The organism is Microcoleus sp. Pol11C2 (assembly GCF_036701505.1).
Taxonomy (GTDB): Bacteria; Cyanobacteriota; Cyanobacteriia; order Cyanobacteriales; family Microcoleaceae; genus Microcoleus.
This window is the reverse complement of record NZ_JAUBQX010000017.1, coordinates 63,176-82,704: the sequence shown is the minus strand read 5'-3', so window position 1 is coordinate 82,704 and position 19,529 is coordinate 63,176. Positions and strand designations below refer to the sequence as shown.

Sequence of the window (19,529 nt, the reverse complement as noted above, 5' to 3'; positions counted from 1 at the left end):
GAGCTAACGCTACAATAATTGAAGTGACTAAAGTAATTGCTTTTACCTAAAATTTGAGATTGAGGCTGTACTCTGTGAAATCCCCCTTCCGGTTACTCGCTCTGGTGCTAACTTTGTCTCTGGCTGGGATGCCTCAGTTGGCGGTGGCTCAAACGATTGAGGAGTTATTTCAACAAGGAAATGCGGCTCAAAAAGCAGAGAATTACTCGCAAGCTGAAGCGATTTACCGCAGAATTATTCAACTTGAGCCAAATAATGCTAAAGCTTACAACCATCTGGGCATTGCGCTGTATTATATACAGGGGAAACTCGAAGAAGCGATCACCGCCTACCGCCAAGCCATCCAACTTGACCCCCAATATGCAGATGCTTATTACAATCTGGGCATGGCGCTGTATAAACAGGAGAAACTAGAAGAAGCGATTGTCGCCTCGCGTCAAGCCACCCAACTTGAACCCAAATCTGCGGCAGCTTACTACAATCTAGGCGTTATGCTGAGAGAGCAAGGGAAGCTGGAAGAAGCGATCACCGCCTCGCGCCAAGCCATCCAACTTGACCCCAAATTAGCCGAAGCTTACAAGAATCTGGGCGTTATACTGAGTTACCAAGAGAAACATGAGGAAGCGATCGCAGCCTACCGCCAAGCTATCCAGTTTGACCCCAAATCTGCCATAACTTACCATAATTTGGGTACACAACTTTCTTTACAAGGGAAACAAGAAGAAGCGATCACAGCTTACCGTCAAGCTATCCAACTTGACCCTAAATTAGCCCCACCCTACAGTGGTCTGGGCTTTAGTCTGGATAACCAGGGGAAACTAGAAGAAGCGATCGCAGCCTACCGCCAAGCCATCCAACTTGACCCTAAATATGCCGATGCTTACCACGGGGTGGGCGCGATACTTCATCGCCAAGGGAAAGTGGAGGAAGCGAGCGCCAACTATAGGCAAGCTTTGAGTTTGCCAGATAGTAGGTCTGGAACACCTTTCAGTATCCATACTATGGCTCACAGTAACTTAGGATGGGCACTACAGCAGCAAGGCAAGTTAGAAGCAGCCATTGAAGAATATAAAAAATCGCTCCAAATAAACCCCAATTATCCCATTGCCAGCAACAACCTCAAAGAAGCAGAACGGCTGTTGACCCTGCGGCGAAATCCCCAAAGCGTGGAAGCAATGGACGATCGCCAATACTTGCCGCAAAATGAACCTGCTGTCGCTATTTTACGCTCAGTCGTACTCATCAAAGCCGACTTTTCCAGCACCGAGAAACAGGGAAGCGAGTACGGCACTGGCTTAGTCATTCAGCGAGATGGCAACCGCACCTTAATTATCACTAACCGCCACGTTATCTTTGAGCAAGCCACAGGACAACAAGGTCAAAACATTCAAGTCGAATTTTTCAGCGAACCCCCCTCTGGCAAACTCAGGATGCGGCGAAATGCCCGAGTTCTAGGCATGACCTCTGCCAATGACAACCTCGATATCGCCGTCTTAGAAGTCACCGACCCCCTTCCCGACGATATCAAACCCTTGCCCACTTCCTCAAACCCCATTCAGCGCCAGATGTCTGTCCGGGCCATTGGCCATCCAGTGCGGGGCATCCCTTGGTCTATAGAACCGGGTACAATCAGCAGCTACAACACCCAACAATTGCAGATATCCGGGACGGCCATTCAAGCCGGCAACTCCGGCGGCCCAGTCATCAATTCAGAAAATCAGCTTTTAGGCATTGTAGTAGAAGTTGATGGAGGCCTTGGTTTTGCCTATCCCATGCCTGTAATTATGGAAAAATTACGAGCATTGGGAATTAAATAAGGTTGCTAACGCCGCCTAAGATAACCGCATTACCCAGTCAACGAAGCAAATTATGAACGCCAAACTTTTATTTGCCAGCGTCATTGCCCTCACCCTCAGCCAAATGCCCGCCCTCGCCTGTCCCGAAGGCAACCTCAGTTCCACCGACTACATCCGCCGAGACAACCGCTGCGAAGGCATCAAGCGGCAATCGGTCAGTGGCAATAGTTTGCGGTTAATTTCCATCGCCACCCGCAACATCCCCAGCTATCCAGCAGAAGTCTCAATGCAAATTCCCGGGATCAACGGCGGCGGAAAGCCAGAAGTGAAAGTGCAATCTTTAGACAAAAACTATCAATTAGATAACCCTTCGCTTACTGAAAACAGCGGATTCTATACCTTATTATGGGATAGCTACGTTCTCAAGCGAGAGGAGGTTCCTAGCAATAGCCTGCGAGCCTTAGCCTCAGTGAATTTCGGTTCACAAGTGGTGTACGTCCCAGTTATTTTAGGGCAAAGTTCTGGACAGTACGAATTTGTTTTCTATAGCCCCAGTCGGGTAAAATTCCCTGTCTTTAGAATTTTGCGAAACGGTAAAGAAGTATACAGCAACCCCCGCAATATAGCCCAAACTAATGAAATGATTTTTACCTGGGATAGCCGCAATGCCCCAGCCGGCCGCTATGAATTGCAAATTGAGGCGGACATTGAGCCACGAGGGAAGCCTCCAGAGAAAATTAATCGGAAATTTGTCTTTGAACACAATCCTAACTGGCTAAAATAAATGCTTGTCAAGGATTCAGTTTGTAGTAATGACTGAAGCCCTTGAACCCCTAAAAAGCTTAGTACAAACTATTTTTTTGTAATAAAGGTCAGATTTGGCAGCTTACCAGCTTAAAATCACCCAGGATTAAAACATGGCACGCAGGCAAACAATTAAGCAGCAGATTGGTGCTTTTCTCAGCGCGATAAAGATAGATAAAATTTGGCAAAAGCTGATTGCCACAGGACCGCTGGTGATTTCTGGGATAAAAAAGGGGTTAAATTGGGTGATTAAAACTTTAAAATCCCTCTCCACCTATCTATGGTCAAACAAAATACTCACTTTTGTTTTAGGTCTCTTGCTAATCTTTAGCGGTTTAACGCTTGCCGCTTTTGTACCGAGTACCCACATTTTTGAAAGCAATCTCACCGTAGAAGAGATGAGCTTTACATACGCTGGTAAAGAGCCAAAACTGTTTTTAGATACCGTTCGCGGCATCAAAAGTTTAGAAATTGAAGGCCAACAAACTCTCACTTTTACAGGAAAAATTCAAAGCAAATCTACGCCCGCATTAAATCAACTCACTATCTTAGAAATAGAGCCAATAGATAGCACAAGTAAGTGGTCAATTGCTCCCGCCAACCTGAAACAATCTAGCGAACTAGAATTCACAGAACTGCGGCTGCAACCTGATACAAAAGTTAATAATCTGAGTTACGATACCTATCGCAATCAGCTTGCTTTTTCGCTGACACCAGTAAAAAAACCAACTAATACTAATATATTACAGCTTAATTTGGGAAATCAACCCCTGAAAGTTAGCTTAGAAGGATATCAATTGAAAAATGTCAAATTGCCAATTGATTCAGAAAAACAAAGGCAGTTAGAATTTATTCTGATACCCAACAATCAGGAATTAAGATTAAACCTTGCCGATCCTGTTACTATCTATCTGCAACCACCTGCACCAAAAAACAATGAATCTAAGCAATGGTTTAGAGGTAAAATAGAGGTAAAAAATGTACAATTTCAGCGTTTAGATAGGACAGGATCAAATCAGGACGATAACTTACCTATTTCAACAATTCTTAAGGGTGAAGTCCACATGGCAGAGCAGAAAAAGGAAATCAAGCGAAATCAATTTCTCATGGTGGAGGAACCGGGAATTAAACTGATCCGCTATCTTAATATTGTTCCCCAAGAAGGGTTAGAAGTCCGCATTTCTGGTAAATCGAAACTGATTCAGATCGGGTTAGATAAGGAGTTTCCTGTTTCCCGAATTCAAGCGAGTTGGCTAGATGGGGTTTTATCTGGCGATGCCATTATTGCGCTGATTTCTTTCTGTGCTGCTTCCTTTACTTACTTGTTGTCTTTTATCATTAATGAGATTTCTAAATCAACAAGTAGCAATCCGTGATTTGAAGAAGCTATCACATGAAATTGGGGATTATTATGCCCAATCTTCTTGATCGCTTTTTTGTCGCCTGTAAACTTCACCTGTGGCGTGAATTTTACGGGTTTGTTCGTAAAGACTTTCTTCGGTATGATTCCATTTTTGCAAGACTTTTTTTAAGTCCGATTGAATATCTCTAGCACCGGGAAAGCCTCGGTAGCGAATTATCAATCTTGCTAATTCCGATAAATTGTAGTCGGTTGCTTCTCCTGCTAATAAAGTATCGACACTGGCTCGATCGCGCTTGTATTGCGGATGCTGCTGATCTTGAGTTTTTTCTACTGAATCCATACTATTTATGTTTCTCAATCATTTAGAATACCTAGATGCCCGACTTGTTGAAGAAGTCGGGTATCTAATGAGAGTTAAAGTTTTACTATGTTTTCGCTTCAGTCATTCCCAGAAATTTTTGTGTTTGTTCAGTAATACCAAATAGTCGATCGCCGTGACAAAATATTTCCCAGGCACGAATTCCCATAAAGCCAATACCTGCAACCGCCAAGGGCATCGCTGCGGCACCTAAAAGCGCCGCAATGGGGGGAAATATCATGCAGAGTGTTAACAGAATGCCAGTAATAACACCGCCAGCAATGCCAGCTTTGGCGGTGGCGCTGGCGACTTTTTCCACTAACTCTGACTGCGTAATTTTGCCTTCAACGCACAAGAGCGAGTTTTCTAAGATAGAAAATATTAACTCAATTACTGCTGCGGCGATCGCCCCTTTCATTGCAGCCCCAACGATTTCCGCAACTGCTGCTTTAAAGGCTGCATCCGCTAAAACTTGCTTAGCGACTGCTAATTCTGCGGCAGTCATGTCTACACCACCGCGAGCACGATTCACCCAAAAATATTCAAAAATCCCGTTAGCAGCTTCGCTTCCGCCTCCATTGACGTGCGCTTGGATGTGACTCCAATCTTTATCTTGACAGAAGTTGCGAATTGCTTCTGGGCCTTGGGCACGAATTTGGGCGGGTATGGATTCAAATACTTTTGCTGCTTCTTGAACATTTCTGATGCCGTCACGCATACCAGCCCTCGCAAATTTGATTTGCAGATTAGTTGGCAGGTTCTCAAAACGGATGTTATGTGCTATTTTAAAAGCTTCTTGAGTGGCGATCGCCCCAGCACTAACCATTGAACTTGGCGCTGATTGTACCCACGCCGTTAATAGAGTTGCATTTTCCTCAACTTTAGCAGCGATTTGGTTGGCTAAGTTTTGGGTATCGGCAACAGTTTCTTGTACTTTAGCCGTTAGGAATTCGAGCGGATTCTGGCTAATTTCCATGTTGATCCAGCTTGCATCGTTAATGATTGAATTATTTTGACTATAACATTCCTCTTCAGTAAGTGTGATTTTTTACTTAATTGCTTCTACCTTCTAACCCCGGCTGTAAATTTAGAGCTTTTTTTTGATAAAATAAACCTTCATTGATTCGACCTTGCTCTTCCAAAGTTTTGCCTAAATTCCAATAAGCGACGGCTAAATCTGGTTGAAGAGCAATAGATTTTTGATAGTAAGTTATGGCGTCATCGAGCTGACCTTGTTTGTAAAACATACTGCCCAAGTTAACATAGGCTTCGACAAAATTAGGATCAAATTCGATCGTCTTAGAATAGGCACGAATTGCCGCATCTATTTTTCCTTGGGCTTGCAGGATATTGCCTAGGGTTTTGTAGGCGGCGGCGAAATTGGGTTGCTGGCGAATTGCTTGGTAACAGGAGGCGATCGCCTCTAGATATTTCTGCTGCCTATAATAAATTTCTGCTATCTTGTTGAGTGCGATCGGACTATCCGCTTGAATGGCTAAGATTTTTTGATATTGAGCCATCGCCTCCTCAAGTTTTCCTGATTTCTGGAGGCTGTCGCCTGCGGACAAATACTGCTCTGCTAACTCGAAATTTACGCTCATAGATTTTACTTTAACAGCCGACACTACTTTACCACAAGTGTTAGTTAGCAACCGCGATTTCTAGAAAAATTATGGCTATTTGAGATTTTAAATTTGTTTGTGTACCGGAATGCGGAAAAAAATAGTATGATTATTCTGAACCAGCATCAACACTAATTGCAGAGAAAATGTCATGGGAGCACTAGCAGGAAAAGTGGCAATTGTGACTGGTGAATCGCGAGGAATTGGACGCGCTATCCCCCTGCGATTATCCCAAGAAGGCGCATCAGTTGTCATCAACTAAGCCAGAGGTACACACCAGGCTAAAGATGTGGTGTCAGCGATTGAAGCAGCAGGCGGCAAAGCATTAGCGGTGCAAGCCGATGTCAGTAAAACCTCAGAAATTCGCCATTTGTTCGATCGCACTCAGGAAACCTATTCACAAGTCAATATTTTAGTCAATAATGCGGCAGTAATTCTTTACAAACCTGTAGCGGAAGTTACCAAAGCAGAGTTTGATAATCTTTTTGCAATTAACGTCAAAGGCACGTTTTTTGCTTGTCAAGAAGCTGCGAAACGCATGGCAGAGGGAGGAAGAATTGTTAATTTTTCCAGTTCGACAACGGCGATGCTACTGCCAACTTACGGGGCTTACGTGGCGACAAAAGGCGCGGTGGAACAGCTAACTTGATCGCTGGCTAAGGAATTGGGCGATCGCCAAATTACGGTCAATGTAATTTCTCCGGGTCCCACAGATACAGAACTCTTCACTGTCGGTAAAACCGCCGAACAAATACAAAGATTTAGTCAAATGCCTGCTTTGGGAAGACTCGGAAAAGTTGAAGATATTGCCGATGTAACGGCTTTTTTGTGCAGCGACCAAGCCCGGTGGATTACCGGACAAAATATTCGCGTTAACGGCGGGACTGCCTAAATATATACTTTAGTTAGCTTGAAGTGGACTTCGTTTGTATAGCAGCGATTTCAATCGCCGAGTATAAGAATCTCCAACCAAAATCTTTGATTCTGCTTGGGGATTCTTATACTTCGATCGCGCGGACAATCAAATTAAGGAGACAGTCGCCACACCTTAATCGTGTCGTCAAAACTGCCACTGATCAGAGTTTTGTCTTGAGGATTAAAAGCCAAATCCACCCAGGTAGAATGACCCTTCAGCGTACCCGCCATTTCGCCGGAACTCATCCGCCACAGCTTGATAGTCCCGCTCAAATCGGCGCTGGCGAGTTTGTCTCCGTCGGGAGTGAAAGCCAAGGACTTAACCTTGTCGGAATGGCCGATCAAAGTCCGCAGCAGAGAACCGTTGGGTTGCTGGGACTGATTATTTGCGCTGATATCCCACAACTTCACCGTCTTGTCCCAACTGCCGCTGGCGAGAGTTTGACCGTCCGGGCTGATGGCCAAAGACCAAACCGCCTCGGAATGACCCCAAAGAGTTTCTTTCAATTCCCCAGTCTGCCAGTTCCACAGGCTGATCTTACCGTCGCTGCTGCCGATCGCCAAAGTTTCTCGATCGGCACTGAAAGCCACCGACTGCACCTCGTCAAACACCCGGTTGAGAGTTTCCAACTCGGCGCCACCTTCGACTTGCCACAACTTCAAAGTTTTGTCCTTACCGACACTGGCCAGGGTCTGGCCGTCGGGACTGAAAACCACCGAGAACACGCCGTCTTGGTGTCCGTCCAAAGTCTGAATTAACTTGCCAGAATAGAAATTCCACAATTTAATCGTACCGTCAACGCCACCGCTGGCGATCGTCCTGCCGTCGGGACTGACAGCCACCGACCACACCGGCCCCAAATGTCCTGCTAAAACCTTGAGCAGCTTGCCGTGACGCTTGTGCAGCAGGTGAATTGTGCCGTCGTTGTTCCCGCTGACGATCACGCGGCCCTGGGGAGCAACTGCTACCGCCCAAACCGGGTTTTTCTCTTGATCCGCCAGAGTCCGCACTGCTGGCCGGGACTGCGATGCCTCACCGTTAAAATCCTGCATCGGGGGCGGATTGAACCGAATTTCGGGAATGCTAGAAACAGGCTCACCAGAAGTGAAAGCTTGCGGTGCAGGAGAGGGCAAGCGAACACCCAGCAATACGGACAGCAGGGCAACCGTACTTGCTCCCCACATGGCCAAAGTCCACTTGGGTTTGCTGAGAATCACATCTACCGGTGCCGGGCCGTATTTCATGTCTGTGAGAATTGCCTCGGTCGAGCGATAGCGTTTTGAGGGTTCTCGCTGCACCATTTTATCCAGAATGCGGCCGAGTCGCGCCGAAACAGGTACTTTCAAATAATGTCTCCAGGTCCAACTTTCGGCTTTGATGTCAAACAAATCAAAGGGCGACATTCCCGTTAACAAGTGAATGCAAGTGACGCCCAAACTGTAGATGTCGCTGCTCTTAATCGCTTGACCTTTAATTTGTTCCGGGGCCGCGTATTCCGCAGAACCTGTGACCGTTTCTGTTTTGAGAGGCCCGCTATTAGCCGGAATTGCCGCGCCGAAATCGACTAAAACTAGCCCAGAGGCACTTTCTTGGGACACGGAATGTAAATCCTCTTTCCCTGCCAAAGCTGGGGATGCTTGGGGAGTTTTGCGGTGAATAATATTCGACGGTTTGATATCTCCGTGAATCAGTTGATGTTCGTGAACAAATTGCAGGACTGGCAACAATTCGCTCAGCAGATACCAAATTTGAATTTCTTTAACAACACCTTTTTCTGAAAGCCGATCGGCTAAATTACGGCCTTCGATGTATTCTTGCACTAAATACTGGCAGCCTTCGAGTTCAAAAGATGCCAGCAATTTCGGTATTTGCGGATGTTTCCCCAACTCGTCAAGAACTGAGGCTGAGCCGCGAAATGTCCGGTTTTGCTGTGTGCGACCGTCGGCGACGGCCGCGGGGGCGCAGAACTGTTGAATGACGCAGCGGGGTTGCGAAGGTTGGTCTTCATCGACTGCTAAGAAGGTGCAGCAAGTGAGACTTTGACCGAGGGTGTGAAAGACTCGGTAGCGGCCTTTTAGCAATAAGTTCGACTCGCAACTTTTGCAGATTGTCGCGCGATCGAGATTTTGGGGATTCTGGCAATGGGGATTGGTGCAGTAACTCATTTGTCTTTCCGCTGGAGACCCCCGTCCGACATTATTGCTGGTGGGGGAGGAAAGCGGGGCGGTGCGTGCCGCTTCCTGTGGACAAATTAAATAATTGGAATCTTTGCTTGATCATAATTGTTTCCCAGATTTTCGCCACAATTGCTTGGGGCGATCGCGCGTAAATTATTGCTGACTTTCCTGCGAGCGAGGTTTAATAGGTTGATCGTACCGAGCTCATTCGAGCGATCTGCGGGATTTGCTGTTACCGAATTACGTTATACTGTCATTGCGAATACTTTCAGTGCGATCGCACCTAAGCAATCGCGAGGCCTTGCCAAATATCGGCGATTCTTTGTTCTATGGAGTGAATCTAAAATTTTCCATTTCCCACCTCAAATCGACTAACCGATTAAAAAGTAGGCAAAATTTTCCCAACTAACTACTAACTTTTAACTATTACTTATGCCCTTAATTCGTGTACCCAAGTCTTGGGAAATTCTCAACCCAGAAATCACCCCAGAAACAGCTTTTATCAACCGCCGCCGCTTCATGACAAATTTAATTGGCGCCGGCGTGACTGCTTCGCTGCTGCCGCTGACCGGCTGCCAAAGCAATGCTAGCTCAAAAACGGCTCTGGATCAAAGCTCCACCCAAGCATATTCGGAATTGAGCCGGAATCCCGCCTTTGCGAAAGTAGATCGAGCAATTACCGACGAAGGCTTAGCTACAAAATACAACAATTTTTACGAATACGGCGGCACAAAATCTATTTGGCAAGCCGCTCAAGCTTTGCCAACAGAAAACTGGAAAGTAGAAGTAAGCGGTTTAGTAAAAAATCCCCGCACTTATGATATCGACGACCTCTACAAAAAATTTCCTATCGAAGAACGAGTTTATCGATTTCGCTGCGTAGAAGCCTGGGCGATGGTAGTTCCTTGGGTCGGATTTCCCATGAAATTACTGATGGCTGATGTCGAACCGCAATCGAAGGCTAAATTCGTTCGCTTCACCTCATTTTACGACCCCAAAATTACTCCCGGCCCCGGTTTGATGTCGCAATTTTATCCTTGGCCTTATACCGAAGGTCTGCGAATTGAAGAAATGGCAAACGATTTAGCATTTTTTGCCACAGGCTTGTATGGCCGAAGGCTACCAAAACAAAATGGTGCGCCGCTGCGGCAAGTGATTCCTTGGAAATACGGTTTTAAGGGCGCAAAGTCGATCGTAAAAATTGAATTTGTCGAACAACAGCCCGCCACTTTTTGGAATACAATCGGCCCCAACGAATACGCTTTTGAAGCAAATGTCGAACCCGACAAACCGCACCCCAGATGGTCGCAGGCAAGTGAACGGATAGTCGGTCCCGGTAACAGTTGGTCGTGGGAAACACGCCCAACTTTGCCCTATAACGGTTACGGCGAATATGTGGCGGGTTTGTACAGTTAATTGACGGATTTCCCCTCGTTTATAGGCTCTGCCTAGGAACACAGAACCGGAGGCTATGCTTCCCTATTTCTGCGAGGCTATGCCTCGGATTCAGGCATTCCCAGGCATAGCCTGCCAAGGAAAAATTGAAATTACATCAGTCTTGATCTGCGTCCCTCAAACTCTTCAACTCTCTGCCAAACTCTTTCTAGCAAATCTGGCGTGCTAACATCAAACCATTCAATTTCAGGATACGCTCGAAACCAAGTCCGCTGTCTCTTCGCAAATTGCCGCGTGTGCAAAATTGTTAATTCTTTGGCTTCTTCAAGCTTAATGTCGCCAGCCAAATATTGTTTGATTTCCTGATAGCCCAGCGTGTTCAACAGTGGCAAGTCGCAGCCGTATTTTTTACACAAATATTCTACTTCCGCGATCCAGCCGCGTTCTAGCATTTGTTCGGTGCGCTGTTTGATCCGATCGACCAAAACATCGATCTCGCAATCCAACCCAATTTGTAAAATAGGATAATTGGGAGGATTTTCGCCCTGCTGTTCGGAAATAGGGCGACCGGTCGCATAAAATACTTCCAGTGCTCTTAAAGTTCTTACTGGGTCATTCAGGTGAATTTTCTCAGCGGCAGAGCGATCAACCTGCTGCAACATCGCGTAACATTGAGATTGTCCGAGTTCCGCAAGTTGCGACCGCAATTCGGGCATCGGTGCTACCCTCGGAATTTTTAAACCGCGCACGATCGATTTAATATATAAGCCCGTCCCTCCCACCAACAACAGGGGGGGAGAAACAGGAAAATCTACATCAGCAATTATTTTTTGAGCTTGTTGCTGGTAATCTGCTAGTGTCAGAGTTTCTGTCGGCTCGCAGATGTCAATTAAGTGATGCGGTACACAGGTGCGATCGACCGCCGTCGGTTTTGCGGTTCCGATGTCAAATTCGCGGTACACTTGACGCGAGTCCGCACTCAGGATCGAGGATTGCAGTCGCGAAGCCAAAGCCAAAGCCACTCCCGACTTCCCCGTCGCCGTCGCCCCGCAAATCGTAATTAATTTAGGCATAAGGTGTCGCACATTTCCCTATAAAAACTCTCAAATCCTCTCCTTTCCATGCTTTCCCCTCTCTCCCTACACTGATTCACAGCGATCAACCAGGGCAGTCCTCCAGCAATCTCAAAACTCTTCGCCTCCGTCCCCCCAATAAATTTCCCTTCAGAAAGCCCTAGCATCGCCTTTAACGGTTTTGTGCTATAATTTTAGGAGTTTTCCCATTTTAGAAGCTTTCGGGGCTTTAGGCCTCATTATTGGAGCTATTTTTGTATGACCAGCAGCTACAGCGCCGACCAGATTCAAGTTCTCGAAGGTCTCGAAGCAGTCCGTAAACGACCGGGGATGTACATCGGTACTACCGGACCGCGAGGACTCCACCATCTAGTTTACGAGGTTGTGGACAATTCCATAGATGAGGCGCTGGCTGGCCACTGCACTCACATCGAGATTGACATCAACGCCGACGGTTCCGTTACCGTGACAGACGACGGCCGGGGCATTCCCACCGGCATCGTTGCCAAGACAGGCAAATCAGGAATAGAAACAGTAATGACTGTACTTCACGCCGGGGGTAAATTTGGCGGTGGTGGCTACAAGGTTTCTGGAGGATTGCACGGTGTAGGTATTTCTGTTGTTAACGCGCTGTCCGAGTGGGTAGAAGTGACAGTTTGGCGCGACCAAAAAGAACATTTACAGCGCTACGAAAGAGGCAATCCAGTTACTGAACTTACTGCCAAGCCCAACAAAGGTACTCGCACCGGCACTTCAGTTTCTTTCTTGCCTGATACTCAAATATTTAGCACTGGCATTGAATTTGATTACACTATACTCGCCGGGCGCTTGCGAGAATTGGGTTACTTGAATGCGGGCGTGAGAATTACGTTTAGCGACCACCGTTTGGAACTGCTTAAAAGTAGCGAACCTCGCATCGAAACATACTGTTATGAGGGCGGAATCAAGGAATATATCGCCTACATGAACCGCGAAAAGCAGCCTCTGCACGAAGAAGTGATCTACGTGCAAGGAGAACGCAACAACGTGCAGATAGAAGTGGCTTTGCAGTGGTGCGTTGATGCTTTTAGTGACAACGTTCTAGGTTTTGCTAACAACATTCGGACGATCGACGGTGGCACACACTTAGAAGGTTTGAAGGCTGTTTTGACGCGGACGATGAATTCGATCGCCCGCAAGCGCAACAAAATTAAAGAAAATGAGCCCAACCTCGCGGGCGAAAACGTGCGCGAAGGTTTGACAGCAGTAATTTCGGTCAAAGTCCCAGATCCGGAATTTGAAGGTCAAACTAAAACTAAGTTGGGAAATACAGAAGTTCGGGGAATTGTTGATTCCTTGGTAGGCGAAGTATTAACAGAATATTTGGAGTTTCGCCCCCAAGTAGCTGACGCTATTTTGGAAAAAGCAATTCAGGCATTTAAGGCTGCTGAAGCCGCCCGCCGTGCCCGCGATTTAGTGCGCCGAAAATCTGTCTTAGAATCGTCTCCTTTGCCTGGAAAATTAGCGGACTGTAGTTCCAGAGACCCTGCCCTGTCTGAGATATACTTGGTGGAGGGGGATTCTGCGGGCGGATCGGCCAAACAAGGGCGCGATCGCCAATTCCAAGCAATCCTGCCTTTGCGCGGTAAAATTCTCAACATTGAGAAAACCGACGACGCCAAAATCTACAAAAATAACGAAATTCAATCGTTAATTACAGCCCTGGGTTTGGGCATCAAAGGCGAAGAATTCGATCCGGGTCAATTGCGGTATCACCACATCGTAATTATGACTGACGCTGACGTAGATGGTGCTCACATCCGCACGCTGTTGCTGACTTTCTTCTACCGCTATCAGCGCGCACTTGTAGACCAAGGTTACATCTATATTGCTTGTCCTCCTCTCTATAAAGTGGAACGGGGACGCAATCATTACTACTGTTACAGCGATCGCGAAATGAACAATCTCATCCGCAATGAATTTCCGGCGAATGCTAATTACACCATTCAGCGGTTCAAAGGTTTGGGTGAAATGATGCCGACACAGTTGTGGGATACGACGATGAACCCAGAAACTCGGACGCTGAAACGGGTGGAGATTGAAGACGCTGCTGAGGCAGATCGCATCTTTACGATCTTAATGGGCGATCGTGTCGCCCCCCGCCGCGAATTCATTGAAACCTACGGCCCCAAACTCAACCTCCTCGACTTGGACATCTAAATTAATCCTTAGCTAACTGTCGATGAGGAACGACTAACGACTAAACTTTTTCAGCAGTTTGAACCCTTGTGCCTCCGAAGGCACAAGGGTTTCTGCCGTTTGAGGTAGGTAGATTTTGTTATAAAAATTAATACAATCTCTCATCAAATCGATCTAAGGTAAATGCTTAGGTAAATTTTAGATTTTTGGCGCATCCATCAGCTACCACAAAAATAGAAGGTTGGACAGTATAGCATGAGCATCAATTTAGCGACCAAATTGCGTGAGGGAACCAAAAAGTCCCACACAATGGCAGAAAACGTCGGTTTTGTCAAGTGTTTTTTAAAAGGCGTTGTAGAAAAAACTTCTTACCGGAAGTTAGTAGGAAACCTCTACTTTGTCTACTCGGCAATCGAAGAGGAAATGGAACGCCAAAAGCAGCATCCGGTTGTTTCAAAAATTTACTTTTCTGAGTTGAATCGCAAACAAAGCTTAGAGCAAGATTTATTTTACTACTACGGTGCGAATTGGCGCGAACAAGTAGCTCCGTCAGCCGCAGCTAAAGCTTATGTGCAGCGCATTCACGAAATTTCGGCGACCGCACCGGAACTGTTAGTAGCTCACTCTTACACTCGCTACCTGGGCGATTTATCTGGCGGACAAATCCTGAAGGGAATTGCCCAGCGCGGGATGAATCTTTCCGAGGGAGAAGGCACTGCTTTCTATGAATTCCAGGATATTCCTGATGAAAAAGAATTCAAAGCTAACTACCGTCAGGCAATGAATGAACTGCCGATTGACGAAGCAACAGCAGAGCGAATTGTTGACGAAGCTAATGCAGCTTTTGGCATGAACATGAAGATGTTCATGGAATTAGAAGGCAATTTGATTAAAGCTGTCGGTCAGATGCTTTTCAATACCCTGACGCGGAAGCGCGGTGGCGCCAGTACCGAATTGGCTACTGCTGATTGATCCAACACGAATTGGCAATAAATTGAGCCTCGTTTAAGAGGAAAAACTTAAATCCTGGGGGTTTGATGGCTGCTTTTACAGTCAGCAAATCTCCGGGATTTTGCATGGCGGGCGATCGACTTTTTAACTCACAACTCAACACTATCACCTTCCCACGCCGCGATCAGGAGGCTCCTCGTCCGGAACAGGCAAAGAACTCGGCCTTACCTGCCGCTCCAAATACTTGCTCAAAGCGTAAGCGATATCCCCACGAGTCATCGGTTTCAAAGGATTAATCTTATTAGTTGCGATATCAACATTAACAAACCCTTCATAAAGTGCAGTAGCTATAGACTTTCTAGCCCAAGTAGGAATTTCGCCTGCATCTGGATACTTAGCTAAAATCTCGGAAATGCTGGGATCGGGAAACTGAAAAACCCCGTAAGCTTGAGCAAAAATCGCCAAAGCTTCAGCGCGAGTCACCCTTTGATTTGGGAAAAACATTCCGTCGCGATATCCACTCATCGTTCCCGTTTTCAAAGCAGTTTGAACCGCACTGTAAGCCCAGTAACTCTTCGGTACGTCCGGCACTTCCCTATCCGGTTTCTGAGCAGTTTTCCGCCGTTCCAAACCAAAAGTTTTCACTAAAATCATCGCCAAATCGGCGCGACTTACAAGGCCCTCAGGATTAAAATTACCACTAGCATCTTTATTCATCAATCCTGCACTCACAACCCGATCGATCGGGTCAATTATTTGTTGAGATTGAACTGCCATTGGGACTCCTTGCACTAGCGCGATCGCCAAAAAAATACTCACTAACTTTTTCACGATTTTAATCCTTTCTGTCGCTAAAACCATCATGAAAACAGCAGTAATATTTTTTATGGTTCCATCGGTATTATTCTGTGGTTTCGGCGGTGCGCGAGATTTGGGGATTATATATTAAAATCAAACATTTGCTTCCGGCAAAGCGCCCTGCATTTTACCCAGCCAATCAATCAAATTATCCAATTGCTTTTGGGCCGTCAAAACCGCCATACCTCGAATAGTAACCTTCCCCTTGCTGTAGACAAAACGAGAGCGCAAATGTTCCGGCAAATTAGCCTTGAGCAAATTCCAAGCAGGCTCTTCCATCGCAGTTTCCAAAACTATGTTCTGCTTATTCTCCGGTTTAATCCGAGAAAAACCGATTTTTTTAGCAATTTGTTTTAGTTCGACCACACGGATAAGTTGCTGGGCTGGAAGAGGAATTGGCCCATAACGATCGCACCAATCAGCCTGAATCTGCTGTAATTCTTCAGGGGTATTAGCAGAAGCCACAGACCGGTAAGCGCTCATCTTTTGATCCAAATCTGCGATGTAATCGGCAGGAATAAACGCCGTCAAAGTGAGGTCGATTTGCGCGTCCTCAACTTTCGGAATTTCCTGACCCTTAATTTCCCGAATAGCCTCCTCTAACATTTCCGCATACAAATCAAAACCGATCGCCTCCATTTGACCCGACTGTTCAGTACCCAAAACATCACCCGAACCGCGAATTTCCATATCTCGGACGGCCAACTGATAGCCCGATCCCAACTGGGCGAATTCTTGAATTGCCCGCAGCCTCTGCCTTGCAGGATCGGATAGCTTGTTCTGCTTCGGATAAAACAGCCAAGCATGAGCTTGAATCCCCGCGCGTCCCACCCGTCCCCGCAACTGGTAAAGCTGACCCAAACCAAACTTCTGCGCGTCTTCAATTAAAATGGTATTGACTCGCGGAATATCCAAACCCGACTCAATAATCGTCGTACACACCAAAATATCGAAATCAGCCGCACTGAAAGTCAGCATGACCGATTCTAATTCCGAAGCATCCATTTGACCGTGGGCGATCGCAATTCTGGCAGACGGTACCATCTCCTGCAACTGAGCGGCCAACTCATCAATCCCCTCAATCCGCGGCACCACGTAAAAAACCTGACCGCCCCTGTCCAATTCTTGACGAATTGCCGATCGCACCACCTCCGGGTTATAGGGAGCCAAATGCGTCTGAATCGGGCGCCTGCTGGGAGGCGGAGTCGAAATCAAACTCATCTCGCGAATCCCCGACAGCGACATATACAAAGTCCGGGGAATGGGCGTTGCTGTCAAAGTCAAAACATCTACCTCTGTTTTGAGAGATTTAATTGCTTCCTTTTGCTTAACTCCAAACCGCTGTTCTTCATCCACCACCAACAAGCCCAAATCCCGAAATTTAATCGCCTTGCTCAAAACAGCTTGAGTACCGACAATCACATCTAATTCCCCAGTCGCCAAACGCTTATGAATCTCCCGGCGCTCGGTTTCAGTGCGAAAGCGATTGAGCAAACCAACTTCGATCGGATAAGGAGAAAAACGCTCCGAGAGCGTGTGATAGTGCTGTTGGGTCAAAATCGTCGTCGGGGCCAGCAAAGCCACCTGCTTGCCCGCCGTAACCGCCTTAAAAATCGCTCTCAGAGCCACTTCTGTCTTACCAAAACCGACATCCCCACAGACCAAGCGATCCATCGGTCGATCGCCCTCCATGTCGCGTTTCACATCCTGAGTTGCCTTCAACTGATCCGGCGTTGGCTGGTAAGGAAAAGAATCCTCTAATTCTTGTTGCCAAGGCATATCAGGAGGAAAAGCGTAACCTGTTTGTTTAGCTCTTTTAGCATAAAGATTCAGCAAATCCACTGCCAATTTTTTAACAGCTTTGCGAACCTTTGTCTTAGTTTTTTCCCAAGTTTGACCTGTCAGCTTGTTTAGATCAGGTACTTTATCGGCTACAGTCCGAAACCTCGACAAAGCGCCCAATTGATCTGCCGCCACCCTCAGAGTACCGTCTGCGTATTGAATCAATAAATACTCGCGAGTTTCTCGATCTATCGTCAAACGTTCCAACTTGATAAATTTACCCACTCCGTGCTGGCGGTGAACCACATAATCACCAGGGCTTAATTTATTCGGGTCTACTTGCTTAGAAGCAGCGCGACGGCGCTTGCGGACGTAGCTAAAAGTAGCCAGAGAATGCTGACCGTAAAATTCCCGATCGGTAATTAAAACAATCCGAAAAGTCGGCAGAATAAAACCTTCCAATTCTGCCAGCCCGCTGTACTTTAAAGCAACCGGAACGTGCTGCAATTGCAACTTGTCGATCGCCAAAAAATCGCGCGGATTTACCACAAACTGAGCCGGACAGTCGTGTTCCGAAAGCAGAGAAACCGATCGACTCGGTTGAGCAGAAACCAGAAAAATAGTAAAACCCCGATCGCGCTCTTCCCTGAGCATTTGAGACAGCTTCGCAAATTGGTGAGGCATCACCGGCACAGGCCGAGAAGCCAAATTAATCGCAGATGGTAGCTGGTCGCCCTCCGCAGAGCTTTGAATTTTTTTAGCCGTAGAATCTTCGGCCAATTCAGAAAGTTCTAGCCTCTCGAAAGCTGCAACATCTGCCATAGATTCAGCAAAAGTGCGGTGAACTTTCGGAACTTTCAAATTAGCAATTGGCAATTTTTCTGTAGCCTCCCCAGCAACTTCCGATTCCCGATTGCAATTATTCCACTGTTCCTGGGCATTCTCAAACCAGCGGTCGCTGTGAGCTTCGCACCCTTGCGGTTCGTCAATAACAACTAAAGTATTTTCTGTCAAATAATCCAACAAAGATGCAGGTTGCTCGAACGCTAAACCCAACAGCCTGCGGACAAATTTTTCCGCTTCATTTTCCGCTTCATTTTCGGGGGCGAAAGAGCCTAGCTGGTTGATTGCGTCAAGCTTTTTTTTAGATAAAACTGCTTTAATAATTGTGTTAAAATTAGTAGGAGTTAAAACTAATCGATCGACCTTATCGAGCGATCGCTGGGAAGACGGATCGAACTCCCGAATTTGCTCCAAATCATCCCCAAACCACTCCAGCCGCACCGGCAACTCAGCCGCCACCGGAAATACATCGACAATATCACCCCGACGGCTCCATTGACCCTCCATTTCCACCAGAGCCACCCGATCGTACCCCATCGACACCAGTTGGCGGTCAAGTATCTTCGAGTCTTGAACCGCACCTCGCTTCAGCGTCAGACAGTAGGGTTCAAAAGCATCAGGCGGCGGCAAGTGAGACTGGAGAGCTCTTTCGGTAGCTACAATCGCGATTGGCTTCGACTGATTGGCGGTTTTTTCTTCCTTATCCACCAAATCCGCCAGCACCTGCATTTGCCCCCACGTCATTTCATTCTCGTCGGAGTAAGATAGCTCGTAGGGCGAAGCCTCCGAAGTCGGGTAAAAATGTACGGTTTGCCAGCCCATCGCCTCCAGCCCTGCCACCCAACGACCGGCTTCTTCTAGAGTTGCCGTCACTACCAGTAAACTCCGCCCTTCTTGCTGTGCGAGGGCGGAAGCTACTAAACCTTTAGGCAAACGGGCTACGCCGTTGAGTTGCACGTAGCGATGGCGCTTGAGCTTGTTGAGGAGTTCTGTTGCTAGGGGCGATCGCCCCAGGGTACGAATTATTGAAGAGAAAGTCATGCGCTTTTAATTTTAATCCCTGATCGGCGAAGGCTCTTTCCCTTTGCCTGTTAAGGAGATTGTACGACAAACATCCATGATTGTGCCGCTGTGCTGTTGACGCCTGGGAACTTAACTGGAGATAGATTTCTGCTTTAATATGTCGATCCTGCGATCGCGATCGAGCCAGTTCCGTTAATCTAGTGACAGGTTTAGAAAAAATTTCGATTTTGCGATCGAGATTCGCAGCTTCCAGACCTCTCCTGTGACTGCACCCAAAGACGGATACCAGCCCCCGACTCAAGTTGTGAAGATCGAAGAATTTTAGACATTAGGGAAATCCCCCAGATACTGGCTGCGGAGTCAATCTAAAATCTAAAATCTAAAATCTAA

At 46.8% G+C, this 19,529-nt stretch carries 15 protein-coding genes and 1 pseudogene; 8 read left to right on the top strand and 8 right to left on the bottom strand.

Annotation, left to right across the window (positions count from 1 at the left end; all coding sequences use genetic code 11):
• The first annotated feature begins 74 nt into the window (after positions 1-74).
• From QUA42_RS12595 to QUA42_RS12585, 3 genes are all read left to right on the top strand, one after another.
• On the top strand, positions 75-1,817 hold the full coding sequence (locus tag QUA42_RS12595; protein ID WP_333137563.1) for a tetratricopeptide repeat protein: 1,743 nt from the start codon (positions 75-77) through the stop codon (positions 1,815-1,817).
• A 52-nt stretch (positions 1,818-1,869) separates the two neighbouring features.
• Positions 1,870-2,580: a hypothetical protein gene (locus QUA42_RS12590; protein WP_333137562.1), complete on the top strand. Its 711-nt coding sequence runs from the start codon at positions 1,870-1,872 to the stop codon at positions 2,578-2,580.
• 133 nt (positions 2,581-2,713) lie between these two features.
• The gene (locus tag QUA42_RS12585; protein WP_333137561.1) at positions 2,714-3,976 is read left to right on the top strand and encodes a hypothetical protein; all 1,263 of its coding nucleotides are present in this window, start codon (positions 2,714-2,716) and stop codon (positions 3,974-3,976) included.
• A gap of 33 nt (positions 3,977-4,009) precedes the next feature.
• Here QUA42_RS12585 and QUA42_RS12580 read toward each other — a convergent pair whose 3' ends face one another.
• The 3 genes from QUA42_RS12580 to QUA42_RS12570 all read right to left on the bottom strand — a co-directional run bounded on the left by QUA42_RS12580 (position 4,010) and on the right by QUA42_RS12570 (position 5,922).
• Positions 4,010-4,303: a DUF3288 family protein gene (locus QUA42_RS12580; RefSeq protein ID WP_333137560.1), complete on the bottom strand. Its 294-nt coding sequence runs from the start codon at positions 4,301-4,303 to the stop codon at positions 4,010-4,012.
• 85 nt (positions 4,304-4,388) lie between these two features.
• Positions 4,389-5,297 (bottom strand): hypothetical protein, encoded by a 909-nt coding sequence (locus tag QUA42_RS12575; RefSeq protein ID WP_333137559.1) that lies wholly within the window; start codon positions 5,295-5,297, stop codon positions 4,389-4,391.
• Between the two features lie 76 nt (positions 5,298-5,373).
• Positions 5,374-5,922 carry a tetratricopeptide repeat protein gene (locus QUA42_RS12570; RefSeq protein ID WP_333137558.1) on the bottom strand — a complete coding sequence of 183 codons (549 nt, stop codon included), beginning with the start codon at positions 5,920-5,922 and terminating at the stop codon, positions 5,374-5,376.
• Between the two features lie 172 nt (positions 5,923-6,094).
• On the opposite strand from QUA42_RS12570, the gene QUA42_RS12565 reads away from it, so the two are divergent.
• Both QUA42_RS12565 and QUA42_RS12560 read left to right on the top strand, forming a co-directional pair.
• Positions 6,095-6,205, top strand: coding sequence for an SDR family NAD(P)-dependent oxidoreductase (locus tag QUA42_RS12565; protein ID WP_333137557.1), 111 nt, complete (start codon positions 6,095-6,097; stop codon positions 6,203-6,205).
• Between the two features lie 18 nt (positions 6,206-6,223).
• A pseudogene (locus QUA42_RS12560) lies at positions 6,224-6,835 on the top strand (SDR family oxidoreductase); the annotation flags it as partial.
• A 134-nt stretch (positions 6,836-6,969) separates the two neighbouring features.
• Here the strand turns inward: QUA42_RS12560 and QUA42_RS12555 are convergent.
• Positions 6,970-9,024: a serine/threonine-protein kinase gene (locus tag QUA42_RS12555; RefSeq protein ID WP_333137556.1), complete on the bottom strand. Its 2,055-nt coding sequence runs from the start codon at positions 9,022-9,024 to the stop codon at positions 6,970-6,972.
• Positions 9,025-9,468: 444 nt separating this feature from the next.
• Between QUA42_RS12555 and msrP the strand changes: the two genes are divergently transcribed.
• Complete coding sequence (gene msrP, locus QUA42_RS12550; protein WP_333137555.1) at positions 9,469-10,452, top strand: protein-methionine-sulfoxide reductase catalytic subunit MsrP; 984 nt, start codon at positions 9,469-9,471, stop codon at positions 10,450-10,452.
• 131 nt (positions 10,453-10,583) lie between these two features.
• Here msrP and miaA read toward each other — a convergent pair whose 3' ends face one another.
• Positions 10,584-11,504: a tRNA (adenosine(37)-N6)-dimethylallyltransferase MiaA gene (gene miaA / locus QUA42_RS12545; protein ID WP_333137554.1), complete on the bottom strand. Its 921-nt coding sequence runs from the start codon at positions 11,502-11,504 to the stop codon at positions 10,584-10,586.
• Positions 11,505-11,762: 258 nt separating this feature from the next.
• On the opposite strand from miaA, the gene gyrB reads away from it, so the two are divergent.
• Both gyrB and QUA42_RS12535 read left to right on the top strand, forming a co-directional pair.
• The gene (gene gyrB, locus QUA42_RS12540; RefSeq protein ID WP_333059513.1) at positions 11,763-13,703 is read left to right on the top strand and encodes a DNA topoisomerase (ATP-hydrolyzing) subunit B; all 1,941 of its coding nucleotides are present in this window, start codon (positions 11,763-11,765) and stop codon (positions 13,701-13,703) included.
• Positions 13,704-13,937: 234 nt separating this feature from the next.
• The gene (locus tag QUA42_RS12535) at positions 13,938-14,654 is read left to right on the top strand and encodes a heme oxygenase (biliverdin-producing) (protein WP_333059514.1); all 717 of its coding nucleotides are present in this window, start codon (positions 13,938-13,940) and stop codon (positions 14,652-14,654) included.
• On the opposite strand, the gene QUA42_RS12530 is transcribed toward QUA42_RS12535, so the two are convergent.
• From QUA42_RS12530 to mfd, 3 genes are all read right to left on the bottom strand, one after another.
• Positions 14,641-14,793 carry a hypothetical protein gene (locus tag QUA42_RS12530; RefSeq protein ID WP_333137553.1) on the bottom strand — a complete coding sequence of 51 codons (153 nt, stop codon included), beginning with the start codon at positions 14,791-14,793 and terminating at the stop codon, positions 14,641-14,643. The two genes, QUA42_RS12535 and QUA42_RS12530, sit on opposite strands and share 14 nt — an antisense overlap.
• A gap of 5 nt (positions 14,794-14,798) precedes the next feature.
• Positions 14,799-15,464: an S-layer homology domain-containing protein gene (locus QUA42_RS12525; protein ID WP_333137552.1), complete on the bottom strand. Its 666-nt coding sequence runs from the start codon at positions 15,462-15,464 to the stop codon at positions 14,799-14,801.
• Positions 15,465-15,584: 120 nt separating this feature from the next.
• The gene (gene mfd / locus QUA42_RS12520; protein ID WP_333137551.1) at positions 15,585-19,157 is read right to left on the bottom strand and encodes a transcription-repair coupling factor; all 3,573 of its coding nucleotides are present in this window, start codon (positions 19,155-19,157) and stop codon (positions 15,585-15,587) included.
• Positions 19,158-19,529 lie beyond the last annotated feature (372 nt).

Excerpts from the sequence above, each read along its gene's own strand:
- QUA42_RS12590 (WP_333137562.1), top strand. The coding sequence starts at position 1,870 with ATGAACGCCAAACTTTTATTTGCCAGCGTCATTGCCCTCACCCTCAGC.
- QUA42_RS12585 (WP_333137561.1), top strand. The coding sequence starts at position 2,714 with ATGGCACGCAGGCAAACAATTAAGCAGCAGATTGGTGCTTTTCTCAGC.
- QUA42_RS12580 (WP_333137560.1), bottom strand. The coding sequence starts at position 4,303 with ATGGATTCAGTAGAAAAAACTCAAGATCAGCAGCATCCGCAATACAAG.
- QUA42_RS12575 (WP_333137559.1), bottom strand. The coding sequence starts at position 5,297 with ATGGAAATTAGCCAGAATCCGCTCGAATTCCTAACGGCTAAAGTACAA.
- QUA42_RS12570 (WP_333137558.1), bottom strand. The coding sequence starts at position 5,922 with ATGAGCGTAAATTTCGAGTTAGCAGAGCAGTATTTGTCCGCAGGCGAC.
- QUA42_RS12565 (WP_333137557.1), top strand. The coding sequence starts at position 6,095 with ATGGGAGCACTAGCAGGAAAAGTGGCAATTGTGACTGGTGAATCGCGA.
- QUA42_RS12555 (WP_333137556.1), bottom strand. The coding sequence starts at position 9,024 with ATGAGTTACTGCACCAATCCCCATTGCCAGAATCCCCAAAATCTCGAT.
- msrP (WP_333137555.1), top strand. The coding sequence starts at position 9,469 with ATGCCCTTAATTCGTGTACCCAAGTCTTGGGAAATTCTCAACCCAGAA.
- miaA (WP_333137554.1), bottom strand. The coding sequence starts at position 11,504 with ATGCCTAAATTAATTACGATTTGCGGGGCGACGGCGACGGGGAAGTCG.
- gyrB (WP_333059513.1), top strand. The coding sequence starts at position 11,763 with ATGACCAGCAGCTACAGCGCCGACCAGATTCAAGTTCTCGAAGGTCTC.
- QUA42_RS12535 (WP_333059514.1), top strand. The coding sequence starts at position 13,938 with ATGAGCATCAATTTAGCGACCAAATTGCGTGAGGGAACCAAAAAGTCC.
- mfd (WP_333137551.1), bottom strand. The coding sequence starts at position 19,157 with ATGACTTTCTCTTCAATAATTCGTACCCTGGGGCGATCGCCCCTAGCA.